The sequence below is a fragment of the Seohaeicola sp. genome, from assembly GCF_048006315.1.
GTDB lineage: Bacteria > Pseudomonadota > Alphaproteobacteria > Rhodobacterales > Rhodobacteraceae > Seohaeicola.
In genome coordinates this window covers 3048830-3064305 of record NZ_CP180350.1, presented here as the reverse complement: position 1 = coordinate 3064305, position 15476 = coordinate 3048830, and the positions used below count along the sequence as shown (strand labels likewise).

Below are 15476 nucleotides of genomic sequence, written 5' to 3'. Positions count from 1 at the left end.
AACGCCGCCAAGGGTATCCCTGGCGGCGTTCCGGGCCTGTGTCCCAGGATGGGACATATTGCAGGCCCTGCAATATCAGCGCGTTACAGGCTGGCGTTTACCACTTCTAAACGCTTTGCCCGGTTTCGCGCCTTATTCCGCCGCTTCGGCGTAATCGCTCATCGGCGGGCAGGTGCAGACCAGGTGACGGTCGCCCCATGCGTTATCCACGCGGTTGACCGGCGGCCAGTACTTGTCCACGCGGAACGCACCCGGAGGGAAGCAGCCCTGTTCGCGGGTGTAGGGACGATCCCAGTCTCCCACCAGATCCTCGACCGTGTGCGGCGCGTTCTTGAGCGGGTTGTTGGCTACGTCGATACGGCCCTCTTCGATCGCGCGGATCTCGTCACGAATGGCCAGCATCGCATCGCAGAAGCGGTCCAGCTCGGCCTTGGTCTCGGACTCGGTCGGCTCCACCATCAGGGTGCCGGCCACCGGCCAGCTCATCGTGGGTGCGTGGAAGCCGCAATCGATCAGGCGCTTTGCAATATCCTCGACCGTGACCCCGGCGCTGTCTGCGAAGGGACGCACGTCGATGATGCATTCATGCGCAACCCGACCCGACGGCCCCTTGTAGAGGATCTTGTAGGCCCCTTCGAGCCGCTTGGCGATGTAGTTGGCGTTCAGGATCGCCACGCGCGTCGCCTGTGTCAAACCTTCGCCGCCCATCATCAGGCAATAGGCCCAGCTGATGGTAAGGATCGAGGCCGAGCCGTAGGGCGAGCCGGACACCGGACCCTCAGTGCCGCCCGTCATCGGATGGCCCGGCAGATAGGGCACCAGATGCGCCTTGACGCCGATGGGCCCCATGCCGGGGCCACCGCCGCCATGCGGGATGGCAAAGGTCTTGTGCAGGTTGAGGTGGCTGACATCGCCACCCAGATCGCCGGGGCGGGACAGGCCCACCATGGCGTTCATGTTGGCCCCGTCGATATAGACCTGACCGCCGTGATCATGGGTGATCTTGCAGACCTCGATCACGGTTTCCTCGAACACCCCATGGGTCGAGGGGTAGGTGATCATGCAGCCCGCCAGATTGGCCGAATGCAATTCCGCCTTGGCCCGGAAATCATCGAGATCGATGTCGCCATTGTCAGAGGATTCGACCGGCACCACCGTCCAGCCCACCATCTGCGCGGATGCGGGGTTGGTGCCATGGGCGTTCATCGGAATGAGGCAGATGTTGCGGTGCCCCTGGCCATTCGCGCGCTGATAGGCGGCGATGGTCAGAAGCCCGGCATATTCGCCCTGCGCGCCGGAGTTGGGCTGCATCGACATGCCGTCATATCCGGTGACCTGGCACAGCTTGTCGCTCAGGTCATTGACGATATGGGTATATCCTGCGGCCTGATCCAGCGGCACGAAGGGATGCATGTCCGAGAATTCCGGCCAGCTGAGCGGCATCATCTCGGCGGCCGAGTTCAGCTTCATCGTGCAGCTGCCCAGCGGGATCATCGCGCGGTCCAGCGCAAGGTCGCGGTCAGCCAGACGGCGCATGTAGCGCATCATCTCGGTCTCGGCGCGGTTCATGTGGAACACGCCATGGGTCAGATAGGGCGACTGCCGCACCAGCGCGTCGGGCAGGGCATAACCGGGGCTGATGCCTTCGTCCTTGCGGGTGATGCCGAAGGCGCGCCACACAGCCTCAATCGTGGCGGGGCGGGTGACTTCGTCCAGCGTGATACCGATGCGGGTGCGGCCCACGGCGCGCAGGTTGATCCCTTCATCCACCGCCGATTTCATCACGGCCGCCTGCAGCGGGCCGACATCCACGGTGATCGTGTCGAAGAAATGGGTCTGCTCGACGGTAAAGCCCGCCTCGGTCAGCCCGCGGGCCAGGCGCACGGTCTTGCGGTGAATGCGCTGCGCGATGGCCTTCAGACCTTCGGGGCCATGGAACACCGCGTAGAACGAGGCCATGACGGCCAGCAGCGCCTGCGCGGTGCAGACGTTCGACGTGGCCTTTTCGCGGCGGATATGCTGCTCGCGGGTTTGCAGGGACAGCCGGTAGGCGCGGTTGCCATGGCTGTCGATGGACACACCCACAAGGCGACCCGGCATGGCCCGCTTGAAGGCGTCGCGGCACGCCATGTAGGCGGCGTGCGGGCCGCCATAGCCCAGCGGCACGCCGAAACGCTGCGTGCTGCCCACGGCGATATCGGCGCCCATCGCGCCCGGTTCCTTGAGCAGGCACAGCGCCAGCGGATCGGCGATCACGATACCGATCGCCTTGTTGGCATGCAGCGCGTCCATCTGCGCGGTGAAATCGGTCAGGGTGCCGTAGGTGCCCGGATACTGGAAGATCGCAGCAAAGACGCGGTCGGCGGGAAGGTCGTCGGGCGCGCCAACGATCACCTCGATCCCCAAGGGGGCGGCGCGGGTCTGGATCACGGCAATGTTCTGCGGATGGCAGTTTTCATCCACGAAGAAGGCCGTGGCCTTGGACTTGGCCACGCGCTGCGCCATGGTCATCGCCTCGGCGGCGGCGGTCGCTTCATCCAGCAGCGAGGCATTCGCGATTTCCAGCCCGGTCAGGTCGCTGACCATGGTCTGGTAGTTCAGAAGCGCCTCAAGCCGGCCCTGGCTGATTTCCGGCTGATAGGGCGTATAGGCCGTGTACCATGCCGGGTTTTCCAGGATGTTGCGCTGGATCGCGGGGGGCGTGACGGTGCCGTGGAACCCTTGGCCGATCAGGCTGGTCAGCACGGTGTTGCGCTTGCCGACCTGACGCATGTGATAGAGCAATTCGCGTTCGGACCGGGGTTTTTCGAATTCCAGCGGCTGCTTCTGCCGGATCGCCGGCGGCAAGGTGTCATCGATCAGCGCGCCCAGATCGGCGGCGCCGACCACCTTGAGCATATCCGCCATTTCGGCCGGAGACGGTCCGATGTGGCGGCGGTTGGCAAAATCATACGGCAGATAGTCGGTCGGCTTGAAGCTCATCGCCCGGGTCCCTTACTGTTCGATACCATGTCATCACCGGACGCTGATGCGCCCGGCTTGGGCCGGCACCGCGCATGTCACGCGGGATGCCGGCCGGGTGGCGCCTGTCAGTCCACCAGTTCCTTGTATTCGTCCTCGTCCATGAACTGGTCCAGCGCGGACAGGTCATCGATCTTCATCTTGAAGAACCATGCGGCGCCCAGCGGATCCTCGTTGACCTTGCTGGGCTCATCCACGATGGCCTCGTTGATCTCGACGATCTCGCCATCGAGGGGGGCCGCGATATCCGAGGCAGCCTTGACGCTTTCGATCACGACGATCTCGTCACCGGCGGCGACCATCGTGCCCACCTCGGGCAGTTCGACGAAGACCACGTCGCCCAGTTGGGTGCTGGCATGTTCGGTGATCCCGACCACGACCACATCGCCCTCGACGCGCAGCCATTCATGATCTTCGGTATATTTCATCGCTCTGGTCCCTCTTGGTTGGCGCTGACGTTATCGTTTGAAATTCGCGGGCGTGAATGGCAGCGCCACCACGGCGACGGGCAGACGCTTGCCGCGCACATCCCCGTAAAGCTGCGTGCCCCGGGCGGCATGGTCGCGCGCGACCATACCCATGGCAACGGGCGCGCCCACCGTCGGGCCGAACCCGCCGGAGGTGATATGCCCCACCGGATCGCCACCCTCGGCGGCCGCGTAAAGCGCAACACCTTCGCGCATCGGCGCGCGGCCCTCGGGGCTGAGGCCTACGCGGGCGCGTGGCGCGCCATCGGTCAATTCGGCAAGGATGCGCGCCGCGCCGGGAAAACCACCCTCGCGCGCGCCGCCGGTGCGGCGCACCTTCTGGATCGCCCAGGACAGCCCCGCCTCGACCGGCGAAGTGGCAGCGTCGATATCATGGCCGTAAAGGCAAAGCCCCGCCTCAAGCCGCAGGGAGTCGCGCGCGCCAAGGCCGATCGCCTCGACACGGGCATCTGTCAGCAGGCGACGCGCCAAAGCTTCGGCGGCGTCGACCGGCACCGAAATCTCGAACCCGTCCTCGCCGGTATAGCCCGAGCGCGAGACCCAGCAGTCCGCGCCTTCCAGCACCAGGTCGGCCACATCCATGAAACGCATCGCGCGCACATGGTCGTTGAGACCCGCCAGCACATCCTCGGCCAGCGGCCCCTGCAGGGCCAGCAACGCGCGGTCCTCGACGACCTCAAGCGTCACATCCGCCGGCAGACCCGCGCGCATCAGTGCGATATCGGCATCCTTGCAGGCCGCGTTGATCACCACGAACAGGTGATCGCCCCGGTTGGCCAGCATCAGGTCATCCTCGATCCCGCCCGCATCATTGGTGAAAAATCCATAGCGTTGCCGGTTCAGGCCCAGCCCCGCGATATCGACGGGCACCAGCGCCTCCATCGCCTGCGCGACCGCCGCGTAATCCGCCCCCCGCAGGATCACCTGCCCCATGTGGCTGACATCGAACAGGCCCGCCGCCGCGCGCGTGTGCTGATGTTCCTTCATCACGCCAAGACCATACTGGACCGGCATGGAATATCCGGCAAAAGGCACCATCCGCGCACCCAGTTCGGTGTGCAGCGCCTCAAGCGGCAAATGCAAAAGCTCGCTCATCGTATCCCCTTCGATGCGCCGCCCTGACAGTTCTGAAACGATCATCCGGCATCCGTCACCCGCGCGATCCGCAGGTCTTGATGCCCCCTCTGTCCTGTTGCCTGAGATCGTTATCCCGTCGGCGGACGCACGGGGCGCCACTCTCCAGAGTCCGTCATGTCCGACCGGTCCTTGGGCCTGAGAGTTTCCGGGGCGGTTGCTCCTTCGGCACCGGTTTCCCGGTTCTCCCGATCTGACGCCCCAGCCTTAGCCGAGTCGTATCACAACGACAAGTGGTCGTTTTTCGATAGAATGTCGCAACCGCCGTTTCAGACGCGACAGGTGACGGGCTGCATGATCTCCAGCAGACGCTCGTTGCCGCAGACCAGCGCATCCAGCGTGATGTCGTCCAGATGGGCATAAAACGCCTCGGCCGCATCGGCCACGGCGATCCGCAGGCGGCAGGCCTCAACCAGCGGGCAGGTATTGTCCACATCGGCAAAGCACTCGGTCAGCGGCACCTGGCTTTCAAGGGCGCGGAACACATCCCCGATCCGGATATCGGCCATGGGCCGACCCAGCATCAGGCCACCATTGCGCCCCCGTTGCGTATGCAGATATCCCATCTGCCCCAGCTGGTTGATCACCTGCGCCAGGTGATTCTCGGAAGTGTTGCAACACTGCGCGATCTCGGATTTCGTGACCAGGCGGTCCTCATGCGCGGCGCAATACATCAGCACACGGATGGCAAGATTGGTTCTTTTCGTGATACGCATGGCAGCCTCATCCCTCTTTGTGGGCGCTGCCCAGAATGCCCACATTCCACGGCACGGGGTTTGACATGGATCAACAGGAGCGGATTACTTGCATGAAAGATGCGTTTTTCTTTGGCTACGGCTCGCTGGTCAACCGCGCCACGCATGACTACGGGCAGGCGCGCGTCGCAAGTCTGCCGGGCTGGCGGCGCGCCTGGCGGCATACGGCCCTGCGGCCCGTGGCCTTTCTGACGGCAGAACCCGATCCCACCACCACGATCGAGGGGCTGATCGCCGCCGTGCCGGGATCGGACTGGGCCGCCCTCGATGCGCGCGAGGCCGCATATGACCGCCACCCGGTTTGCGAAACCGTCCAGCATGATCTGTCACCCCGCCCGCCGGTGTCGGTCTATGCGATCCCGCAGCACAACCGGCGCGCCCCGACCGAGGCTTTTCCCGTCCTGCTCAGCTATCTCGATGTGGTGGTGCAGGGCTATGCCCGCGAATTCGGCGCGGATGGGGTCGCGCGGTTCTTCGCCACCACGACCGGATGGGAGGCCCCGATCCTCGACGACCGCGCATCCCCCATCTATCCGCGCCATCAACGGCTGAGCACCGCCGAACGCGCCATGACCGATGCCCATCTGCACAGCCTGGGCGCAAGGATCATCACCACGCGCCCGCCCGGCCTGTAAGCCATCCCGTTCTTCTTGCCCGAAATATCCTCGGGGGGATCGTCGAACGCAGTTCGACTTTGTCGAACAAGGTTCGACGTGGGGGGCGGACAGCCCCCCTTCCCGGTCCGCAAGGATCAGCCGCGTGCGCGGATCACCTGCAGCAACGGCATCAGCGCGCCCATGTCGGGCCCATGCGCCTGACCGGTCAGCGCCAGGCGCAGCGGCATGAACAGCCCCTTGCCCTTGCGGCCCGTGGCGTCCTTGACGGCGCTGGTCCACTGGCTCCAGGTCTGGTCGTCGAACGGGCCTTCGGGCAGCAGGGTCAGGGCTTGCGCCACGAAATCGCGGTCTTCATCCGCGATCACGGGGTCCGCGCCATCACGGCACAGCGCCCACCATGCGGCCAGATCGGCGCGGGTGGTGATGTTGTCGCGCGCGACCTCCCAGAACCGGGGGGCCAGGTCTGCCGGCACGCCCAGCGCCGCCACGTCATCGGCCACCACCGCCAGCGGCAGTGATTGCAGGTGTTTCGCGGTCAGCGGGAACAGGTCCTGTTCGTCGAACTTTGTGGGGGCCGCACCGAAGCGGGTGATATCGAAACCCTCGATCAGCTCGTCCATGCTGCTGCGCAGCTCGACCGGGTCCGACGATCCCAGCCGCGCCATCAGCGACAGCAGGGCCATCGGCTCCACGCCCTGCGCGCGCAGGTCCTTGATCGACAGCGCGCCCAGGCGTTTGGACAGCGCCTCACCCTGCGGGCCGGTCAGGAGCGAGTGATGCGCGAAGCTGGGCACCGTGCCGCCCAGCGCCTGAATGATCTGGATCTGGGTCGCGGTATTGGTCACATGGTCCGATCCGCGCACGATATGGGTGACGCCCATTTCCGTGTCATCCACGACCGAGGCCAGCGTATAAAGCACTTGCCCATCGGCACGGATCAGCACGGGATCGGAGACGGATGCCGCGTCGATAGAGATATCGCCAAGGATGCCGTCTTTCCACTCGATCCGTTCCTGGTCCAGCTTGAAGCGCCAGTAGCCCTCGCGCCCTTCCGCGCGCAAGGCGGCTTTCTGATCCTCGGTCAGCCCCAGATGCGCGCGGTCATAGACCGGGGGTTTGCCCATGTTCAGCTGTTTCTTGCGCTTGAGGTCCAGCTCGGTCGGCGTCTCGAACACTTCGTAGAACCGGCCCATGGCGCGCAGTTGGTCGGCGGCGGCGGCATAGCGGTCAAGGCGCAGGGATTGCCGCTCGATCCGGTCCCAGTGCAGGCCAAGCCAGTCCAGATCGCGCTTGAGCTGATCGACATATTCCTCTTTCGACCGCTCCTGATCGGTGTCGTCGATCCGCAGGATGAAGGTGCCCCCGGTCTTGCGGGCGATGAGGTAGTTCATCAGCGCGGTGCGCAGGTTGCCCACGTGGATGTAGCCTGTGGGCGAAGGGGCGAAACGGGTCGTGGTCATGAGGGCATCTCCTGTTGGCTCGTCCTCTGTCACAGGCCGCGGCATTTGTCCAGAAATCGCCACGCGCGGGGGCCCTGATGCAGAAAGGCACATCACGTGATCGCGATCGCACAACTCTCGAAAGACAGACGTGCTATCTTGTTACCGGCAGTCACCATCAGGAGGACCCCGATGACCAAGATCAACATGTCCCGCCGTTCCGTTCTAGCCAGTGCCGCAGCCTTGCCGCTGGCAGGCGTCGCCGCAACCGGGGCCAAGGCCGCCGCCCCGCTGATGGGCGCGTCCCGCGCGCCCTACAACCGCATCAAGCTGGGCGGTTTCGACGTCACCTCGCTTCTGGCGGGCACCCGCACGGTGCCGGATCCGAACACGATCTTCGGCCTCAACGTCACGCCCGAGGAATTCGCGGCCGCGTCCGATGCCGCGCTGATCCCGACCGACAAGTCGCAGTTCTTCTTTACGCCCACGGTCGTGAACACCGGGGCCGAGCTGGTTCTGTTCGACACCGGCCTGAACGGCGCGGGCATCACGGCGGCACTGGCGGCGGCGGGCTACACGCCCGACCAGATCGATGTCGTTGTTCTGACCCACATGCATGGCGACCATATCGGCGGCCTGATGACCGATGGCGCGCCGACCTTCCCGAATGCGCGCTATGTGACCGGGTCGGCCGAGTTCGATCACTGGAACGGCACCGACAATGAGGGCTTTGCCAACAACGTGCGCCCCATGGCCGAGAAGATGGAAATGATCGGCGATGCAGGCACTGTCGCCTCGGGCATCACCAGCATGGCGGCGTTTGGACATACGCCGGGCCACATGACCTACATGATCGAAAGCGAAGGTCAGCAACTGGTGCTGGGCGCCGATTTCGCCAACCACTATGTCTGGTCGCTGGCCCATCCCGATTGGGAAGTGCGTTTCGACATGGACAAGGCAGCAGCAGCAGCCACGCGCCGCAACATCCTCGGCATGCTGGCCGCCGACAAGATCCCGTTCATCGGCTACCACATGCCCTTCCCGGCACTGGGTTTTGTCGAAGCACGCGGCGAGGGGTTCCACTATGTCCCCGCCAGTTACCAGTTCGTGATGGACAGCTGATCCAGAGACCCCAAGACGTAAACCGGCTGTCCGGCACGGCGCGCCACCTTCCCTCGGGGGTGGCGCGTTTTTGTTTCGGGGCGCTCAGACCGTGCCGATGAACCGCGCAGCCACGGCACCCGTCATATGCGTCACGCGCCCGCCTGCGATGGTCGCGCCGACATGGCCCGTGTCGTCCATGACCAGCAGATCGGCGCGCAGGCCCGGCGCCAGATTGCCGCGATCCGTCAGCCCCAGCAGACGCGCCGGTCCCGCCGCGACCAGATCCCAGGCTGCTGGCAGGCCAATGCGATACGCCAGCATCAGCGCCGCCTGTCGGGGTGCCGGATAGTGATAATCCGAGGCCAGCGCATCGCAGAGCCCGTCCGCGACCAGATCAGCGGCGGCGACATTGCCGGAATGCGACCCGCCACGCACCACATTGGGCGCGCCCAGCACGATCCGGTCACCGCCCGCCCGCGCCGCCGCAGCAGCGATCCGCGTTTCGGGGAATTCCGACACGGCAGCCCCGCGCCCGCGCCAGTCATCCCGCTCTTCTGCCGTGGCATCGTCATGACTGCCCAGGATCACGCCCAGAGCCTTCAACCGCGCCGCCAGCCCGTCCAGCGCCGCAGGCACCTGTGCAGACAGATCATGCAGCCGCTGGATCAGGGCCAGATGATCATCGGGGGAGCGTCCGCTTTTGAGCGCCTGCCCCGTAAGGCGCGGCGGACGCTTGCCCGCGATCAGCGCGGCATGGGGCAGATGATCGTTGAAGACGACATAGCCGATCCCGAAACGCACGACCGCATCCGCGATGGCGGGATAATCCGCCAACAGATGCGTCTCCATCCGCAGTTGCGCGCGCAGGTCGGTGCCGAGGCCGCGATGATTGGTCAGCGCCTCAAGGAACCGCAGGGCGAAATCCGGCCCCCGCATCCCGCCTTCCCAGCTCCAGAACTGGGCCAGAACGGCGGTGGTTATGCCGTTGGCCGCAAGTTCCGCCTCGGCCGCCGCCAGACCCTGCCCCAGGTCACGCATGGCCCCGCGCCGCGGCGCCAGATGCCGCTCGAACCCGTCGCCGTGCACATCGACAATACCGGGCAACACGCGAAAACCGCTGAGGTCCACGACCCGCGCCTGCGCCGCATCGGTGATCCGCCCCTCGGCCAATGACAGCGGTGCGGCCTCCATTCCGTGGGGCCGCAAGATCTCGGCCCCGGTCAGGGTCAGCGCCAGCGGCGCCATCATTCCAGCACCGGCAGCGCCATCACGGCCTGCCCCCATTTGATCGCGGGATCGAAGGCGCCATCGCGCAAGAACGCCAGCGTCTGCGCAATCACCAGCGGGTTGTTCATCATGAAGGTATGCGTGACATGCAGCACGATATGATCGGCCATGCCCTCGACCCTGGTGCTCTCGACCGAGACCTTGCCATCGTCCGGCCCGTCGATCATGGCCGAAAAGACCGGGTTCAGCGACCTGTCCCCCGCAATCACGCCCAGGTCGAAATCCACGGGCGGCAAATGCGCGGGCATGCCCTTGTCACCGGTACGCAACTGCTTGCCGGCAGGTCCGTTGAACCAGCCGAACGCCTCGAGATCGCCAAGAACATCGACAATTTCGGACCCGGAATTCGGCGGTGCCAGCATCACCACCCGGCCCAGCCGTTCGGGTCGGTTCGCAATCATCCAGACGCGGGTGAGAATCCCCCCATCGAATGGGTGACGATGTGGATGGCCCTGTCGCCGCAGGCCGCAATGGCGCTTGGCAAGACCTGCGTGGCCAGATTACTGATCGTCTCTTCGGTAGAGGGATAGCCGGGGTTGACCACCTTGTAGCCCTCGGCCTCGAACACCTCCTCCATCAGCAGGAAAGAGGCATCGGTGCGGGCCAGCCCATGCAGCATGATCACGCATTCTTCTGCCTGCGCGCCCTCTTCGCTGTTTTGGGGCTGCGCCGCCATGCCACCGGCAAGGATCAGCATGGCAAGAAAAGGCGCGAAGGCATATTTCAGTGCATGGCGTTTCATGCCAGACAGATAGTCGCCTTTGCCACATTGCAAAAGCCCAATCCGCCCGAGGTCAGATGCCGCAGCCAAGACTTGCCACACGTGCCGTGATCCTGCACGAGAACCGGCTTTTGCTGGTCAATGCATGGCGCGATCCGGGATCGGACCTCTGGTGCGCCCCCGGTGGCGGCGCAGAGAGGGGCCAGTCCCTGCCCGACAACCTGGCCCGCGAGGTGCACGAGGAAACGGGGCTGACCATTCGCGTGGGCGCGCCCTGCCTGGTGAACGAATTTCACGATCCCGCAGGCGGCTTTCACCAGGTCGAGGTGTTCTTTCGCGCCACCATCACCGCCGGGCGGCTGTCCGCGGACTGGACCGATCCCGAAGGTATCGTCAACCGCCGTCGTTTCGTCACGCGCGACGAAATGCAGGGCCTTCGGTTCAAGCCCGACAGCCTGCCGCATGTCGCATGGGCGCGGGGCTTCGGCTATGATCCGCTGGAACCGATCCTGCCCGGCTGATCCGGTCTTTCAGCTCAGCGGCAAACCTGCGGGATAGGTCAGATCGGCGGTCACGCCCGCCATGCCCGGACGGATCGCGTATAACAACGTGCGCCCCGGTTCGGTCGGAGTGACAAGGTTCTGCGCCGCCACGTCGGAAAAGCCGAACCGCCGGTACCAGGCAGGATCGCCCACCACGGTCACGGCCTTGGCCCTGTTCTGCCGGGCAAGGTCCAGGCCCTGGCGGATCAACTCGTCCTCGATCCCGCGCTTGCGGCGGCGCGGATGCACGGCCAGCGTCGCCAGCGACCACCAGCCCGCGGGGCTTTGATGGCGCGCGAAGCCCAGGTAGCCCTGGATCGCCAGCCCTTCGACCCAGATGATTTCAAGCGGCAGGTCCCCGGCATCGCGCAGCCCCTCAAGCAGGTCTGCCCGCTCCGGCTCACCGAAACAGCCGGTCAGCAAGCCGCGCAGCGCGGCGCGATCCTCAGGCAGCAGATATCGCAGGCTCATGGACAGACCCCTCCCGTCGCGGGGCGGAACCACGCCCCGACCAAGGTGATCCGGCATCACGAGGGCCTGCCACAAGCCACGCCGGGCACAGGGCCGGACACAGGCGATAACAAAGCCATCAGATGCCCGAAAATCAGGCGTCCTTGCCTAGCTTCTACGCCGTTTTCGCCGGAGACAGCGCCGCCAGCGCGACCCCCCCCAGCACCAGCGCCGAGGCAAGGATGAAACGCAGGCTCAGGCCCTCGCCCAGCAGAGCCAGACCGCCCAGGGCCGCGATGACCGGCACGCAAAGCTGCGCCACCGCCGCGCGGGATGACCCCAGCGCGGGCAGGACCGCATACCAAAGCGCATAGCCGCAGCCCGATGTCACCGCACCGGACAGGATCGCCAGCACCACCCCCTGGGCCGTGGCCCCGTCAGGCAGCAGCGCGAAAAGGATCAGGCCCAAGGGCGTGGCAAGGATGAAATTGCCTGCCGTGGCGCGCAGGGGATCGGTCGCCCCCCGTCCCAGCAGGGAATAGATGCCCCAGCCCAGCGCCGCCGCTGCCATCAGGGCCGCGCCCAGCGGATCGGGCGCCGTGGTGCCAGCGGGCCAAAGCAACCAGCCCAGGCCGCACATGGCAAGGCCGGCCCCGGCCCAGCGGCGGGCGGGCACCACCTCGCGCAGGATCAGGGCACCCGCGAACATCGTGATCTGCACGCCACCGAACAGGATCAGCGCGCCCACGCCAGCGGGCAGGCTGACATAGGCAAAGGAAAAACCCAGCACATAAAGCGCAAGACTGCCCGCGCCCGCAGGGTCCAGACGCGGCCACCATCCGCCACGCCGCGCGCCTACCAGAAGCCACAGGCACAACGCCCCCGCGGCCAGCCGGATCGCCGCGAAAGCGGCGGGGCCCGTCGTGCCATCCTCAAGCGCCATCCGGTTGAGGATGGAATTGGCGGCAAAGGCCAGCATTGTCACGGAAGTCAGAAGGAAAAGGCGCATGCCGCATCGCTATCGCATCGACGCGCCGGACAGAAGACGCAAAGCGCGCAACCGAAACATGTCGTGACACAACCCTTGCGGTGCTTGATCCGCAAGCAAAGGCCGGTCTAGGCTGAAATCCACAATGAATGTTCCAGCAAGGACAAGCACATGCCCCTGGTCCGCGTCCGACGCCGCTCCCGCACCCGCAAGTACGGAGTGCCCATTGCCATGGCGCTGGTCGTTCTTGCCGCGCTCTATATCATCAGCGCCTCGATGGGGCTGCACCGCACGGCCAGCCAGCTTCTGACGGCAGGCACCCTGGCGCAGCGTGTCAACGCCGCCGCCCCGGCGCAGGACCCGGCCAGCCTGGGCTATCGCGGCGACCCGCAGATCGCCCTTGGGCTGCCATTCGAAACGCTTGCGATCCAGACGACGCTGGGACCGGCAGAGGCATGGCTTGTCCCCGAGCCCTTCAAGCCCGGCGCACCGCAGCCGCATATGGCAGCCCTCTATGTGCACGGGATCGCCGGCGCGCGCGAGGATGGGTACCGTTTCCTGCCGTTGCTGCACGAGGCGGGGCTTCCCGCGCTGCTGATCAGCTACCGCAATGACGACAACGCCCCCGCATCGCCGGACGGACGTTTCGGCTTCGGCCTGACGGAATGGCCCGATCTGGAGGCCGCCGTTCTGGCCCTGCGCGACCGGGGCTATGGCGAGGTCATGATCGTTGCGGATTCGATGGGCGGGGCGATCCTGGGCCAGTTCATGGCCCGCAGCCCCGAGGCGTCGCGGGTCAGCGCCATCGCGGTGGACTCCCCCGCGCTGGAATTCAGCGCAGTTCTGGAACACATGGCGCGCAACATGGGCCTGCCCCTGCCAAGCGTCGTGGCCCGCAGCACGCTGCTGCTGCTGCGCGTGACGCAGACATCCGACCTGGCCGAAGCCAGCGTGACCGGGCGCTATGCCGGGTTCTATGGGCCGCTGTTCCTTGCGCATGGCAGTGCGGATCGTGTGGTGCCGGTTGCGACATCCCGCCATCTGCTGCGGTTGCGCGCGGCATCCGACACGGCGGAAACGACCGTGGGCCTGCTGACCGGGGCGGATCACCTGCAATCGCACGCCGAAAACCCCGAGGCCTTTGCGAACGCGTTCCGCCAGTTCCTGACGATGACGCGCAAGCCCTGATCCCACGGCCCCCGCCAAAGGAAAAGGGCCCGCCAGTGGCGAGCCCTTCCCCTGTTTCGCTGAAACGGCAGATTACATCATGCCGCCCATGCCGCCCATGTCGGGCATGCCGCCACCGGCGCCTGCACCTTCCTTGGCGGGGCGATCAGCCACCATCGCCTCGGTGGTGATCAGCAGACCGGCAACCGATGCTGCGTCCTGCAGCGCGGTACGCACAACCTTGGCCGGGTCGATCACGCCGAACTTGAACATGTCGCCATATTCTTCGGTCTGCGCGTTGAAGCCAAAGGTCTTGTCGCTGCTTTCGCGGATCTTGCCCGCAACGACCGAACCGTCCACGCCCGAGTTTTCGGCGATCTGGCGCAGCGGGGCTTCGATGGCCTTGCGCACGATCGAGATGCCGACGTCCTGGTCGCTGTTCGCGCCCTTGAGACCTTCCAGCGTCTTGCCCGCCTGGATCAGAGCAACACCGCCACCGACGACGATGCCTTCCTGAACGGCCGCGCGGGTTGCGTTCAGCGCGTCATCGACGCGGTCCTTGCGCTCTTTCACTTCGGTTTCGGTCATGCCGCCGACGCGGATGACGGCAACGCCGCCAGCCAGCTTGGCCACACGTTCCTGCAGCTTCTCACGGTCGTAGTCGCTGGTGGTTTCTTCGATCTGCTGACGGATCTGGGCCACGCGGGCTTCGATCTCGGCCTTCTCGCCATGGCCGTCCACGATGGTGGTTTCGTCCTTGGTGATCGAGATTTTCTTGGCCGAACCCAGCATGTCGATGGTCACGGATTCCAGCTTCATGCCCAGGTCTTCGCTGATGACCTGACCACCGGTCAGGATCGCGATGTCCTGCAGCATCGCCTTGCGGCGATCACCGAAGCCGGGCGCCTTGACGGCTGCGATCTTCAGACCGCCGCGCAGCTTGTTGACGACCAGGGTCGCCAGCGCTTCACCTTCCACGTCCTCTGCAATGATCAGCAGCGGCTTCTGCGACTGGATCACGGACTCGAGCAGCGGCACCATCGGCTGCAGCGACGAGAGTTTCTTCTCGTGCAGCAGGATCATGCAGTCTTCCAGATCCGCGATCATCTTGTCGGGGTTGGTCACGAAATAGGGGCTGAGGTAGCCACGATCGAACTGCATCCCTTCGACCACGATGGTCTCGGTTTCCAGGCCCTTGTTCTCTTCGACGGTGATGACACCCTCGTTGCCAACCTTCTGCATCGCATCTGCGATCTGGCGGCCGATTTCGGCTTCGCCGTTGGCCGAGATGGTGCCGACCTGCGCCACTTCGGCGCTGTCGCTCACGTCACGGGCCGCAGCCTTGATCGCGTCCACGACCTTGGTGGTCGCAAGATCGATGCCGCGCTTGAGGTCCATCGGGTTCATGCCGGCAGCAACAGCCTTCATGCCTTCCTTGATGATGGCCTGGGCCAGCACGGTGGCGGTGGTGGTGCCGTCGCCTGCTTCGTCATTGGTGCGCGAAGCGACTTCCTTCACCATCTGCGCGCCCATGTTCTCGAACTTGTCTTCCAGTTCGATTTCCTTGGCCACGGACACACCGTCCTTGGTGATGCGCGGTGCGCCGAAGGATTTGTCCAGAACCACGTTGCGGCCCTTGGGACCCAGCGTGACCTTGACGGCATCTGCCAGCGTGTTGACGCCTTTCAGCATGCGGTTGCGGGCGTCGGATGAAAACTTGACGTCTTTAGCAGCCATGTTGATTGCTCCTGAATTTCAGAATG

Annotated in this window: 13 protein-coding genes, 1 pseudogene and 1 riboswitch; of the genes and pseudogenes, 4 read left to right on the top strand and 10 right to left on the bottom strand. The window is 65.3% G+C overall.

Annotation, left to right across the window (positions count from 1 at the left end; all coding sequences use genetic code 11):
* Nucleotides 1–132: 132 nt before the first annotated feature.
* From gcvP to ACMUJL_RS15325, 4 genes are all read right to left on the bottom strand, one after another.
* The gene (gene gcvP / locus ACMUJL_RS15340; protein ID WP_375573052.1) at nucleotides 133–2982 is read right to left on the bottom strand and encodes an aminomethyl-transferring glycine dehydrogenase; all 2850 of its coding nucleotides are present in this window, start codon (nucleotides 2980–2982) and stop codon (nucleotides 133–135) included.
* A 107-nt stretch (nucleotides 2983–3089) separates the two neighbouring features.
* Nucleotides 3090–3449, bottom strand: a complete 360-nt coding sequence (gcvH, locus tag ACMUJL_RS15335) for a glycine cleavage system protein GcvH (protein WP_068290538.1) — start codon at nucleotides 3447–3449, stop codon at nucleotides 3090–3092.
* A gap of 30 nt (nucleotides 3450–3479) precedes the next feature.
* Nucleotides 3480–4604, bottom strand: coding sequence for a glycine cleavage system aminomethyltransferase GcvT (gcvT, locus tag ACMUJL_RS15330; protein WP_068290613.1), 1125 nt, complete (start codon nucleotides 4602–4604; stop codon nucleotides 3480–3482).
* Nucleotides 4605–4759: 155 nt separating this feature from the next.
* A riboswitch (glycine riboswitch) is annotated at nucleotides 4760–4844 on the bottom strand.
* A 68-nt stretch (nucleotides 4845–4912) separates the two neighbouring features.
* Nucleotides 4913–5359, bottom strand: coding sequence for an RrF2 family transcriptional regulator (locus ACMUJL_RS15325; protein WP_068290537.1), 447 nt, complete (start codon nucleotides 5357–5359; stop codon nucleotides 4913–4915).
* A gap of 92 nt (nucleotides 5360–5451) precedes the next feature.
* Here ACMUJL_RS15325 and ACMUJL_RS15320 point away from each other — a divergent pair, with 92 nt between their 5' ends.
* Nucleotides 5452–6033, top strand: coding sequence for a gamma-glutamylcyclotransferase family protein (locus ACMUJL_RS15320; RefSeq protein WP_068290536.1), 582 nt, complete (start codon nucleotides 5452–5454; stop codon nucleotides 6031–6033).
* A 116-nt stretch (nucleotides 6034–6149) separates the two neighbouring features.
* Here the strand turns inward: ACMUJL_RS15320 and gltX are convergent, their stop codons facing one another.
* The gene (gene gltX, locus ACMUJL_RS15315) at nucleotides 6150–7475 is read right to left on the bottom strand and encodes a glutamate--tRNA ligase (protein WP_375573055.1); all 1326 of its coding nucleotides are present in this window, start codon (nucleotides 7473–7475) and stop codon (nucleotides 6150–6152) included.
* A gap of 171 nt (nucleotides 7476–7646) precedes the next feature.
* Here gltX and ACMUJL_RS15310 point away from each other — a divergent pair, with 171 nt between their 5' ends.
* Complete coding sequence (locus ACMUJL_RS15310) at nucleotides 7647–8576, top strand: MBL fold metallo-hydrolase (protein WP_068290531.1); 930 nt, start codon at nucleotides 7647–7649, stop codon at nucleotides 8574–8576.
* An 84-nt stretch (nucleotides 8577–8660) separates the two neighbouring features.
* On the opposite strand, the gene ACMUJL_RS15305 is transcribed toward ACMUJL_RS15310, so the two are convergent.
* Together ACMUJL_RS15305 and ACMUJL_RS15300 are read right to left on the bottom strand one after the other, a co-directional pair.
* Nucleotides 8661–9803, bottom strand: coding sequence for an alpha-D-ribose 1-methylphosphonate 5-triphosphate diphosphatase (locus ACMUJL_RS15305; RefSeq protein WP_375573877.1), 1143 nt, complete (start codon nucleotides 9801–9803; stop codon nucleotides 8661–8663).
* A pseudogene (locus ACMUJL_RS15300) lies at nucleotides 9803–10521 on the bottom strand (esterase/lipase family protein). The gene ACMUJL_RS15305 and the pseudogene ACMUJL_RS15300 overlap by 1 nt, the downstream one beginning before the upstream one ends.
* Before the next feature lie 122 nt (nucleotides 10522–10643).
* On the opposite strand from ACMUJL_RS15300, the gene ACMUJL_RS15295 reads away from it, so the two are divergent.
* Nucleotides 10644–11087, top strand: coding sequence for an NUDIX domain-containing protein (locus tag ACMUJL_RS15295; RefSeq protein ID WP_068290529.1), 444 nt, complete (start codon nucleotides 10644–10646; stop codon nucleotides 11085–11087).
* A 9-nt stretch (nucleotides 11088–11096) separates the two neighbouring features.
* Here the strand turns inward: ACMUJL_RS15295 and ACMUJL_RS15290 are convergent, their stop codons facing one another.
* Together ACMUJL_RS15290 and ACMUJL_RS15285 are read right to left on the bottom strand one after the other, a co-directional pair.
* Nucleotides 11097–11579 carry a GNAT family N-acetyltransferase gene (locus ACMUJL_RS15290; RefSeq protein WP_375573057.1) on the bottom strand — a complete coding sequence of 161 codons (483 nt, stop codon included), beginning with the start codon at nucleotides 11577–11579 and terminating at the stop codon, nucleotides 11097–11099.
* 154 nt (nucleotides 11580–11733) lie between these two features.
* Nucleotides 11734–12567, bottom strand: a complete 834-nt coding sequence (locus tag ACMUJL_RS15285; RefSeq protein WP_375573059.1) for a DMT family transporter — start codon at nucleotides 12565–12567, stop codon at nucleotides 11734–11736.
* Nucleotides 12568–12717: 150 nt separating this feature from the next.
* On the opposite strand from ACMUJL_RS15285, the gene ACMUJL_RS15280 reads away from it, so the two are divergent.
* Nucleotides 12718–13734 carry an alpha/beta hydrolase family protein gene (locus ACMUJL_RS15280; RefSeq protein ID WP_375573061.1) on the top strand — a complete coding sequence of 339 codons (1017 nt, stop codon included), beginning with the start codon at nucleotides 12718–12720 and terminating at the stop codon, nucleotides 13732–13734.
* 72 nt (nucleotides 13735–13806) lie between these two features.
* Here ACMUJL_RS15280 and groL read toward each other — a convergent pair whose 3' ends face one another.
* Nucleotides 13807–15450 carry a chaperonin GroEL gene (groL, locus tag ACMUJL_RS15275; protein WP_068290522.1) on the bottom strand — a complete coding sequence of 548 codons (1644 nt, stop codon included), beginning with the start codon at nucleotides 15448–15450 and terminating at the stop codon, nucleotides 13807–13809.
* Between the last annotated feature and the right edge of the window lie 26 nt (nucleotides 15451–15476).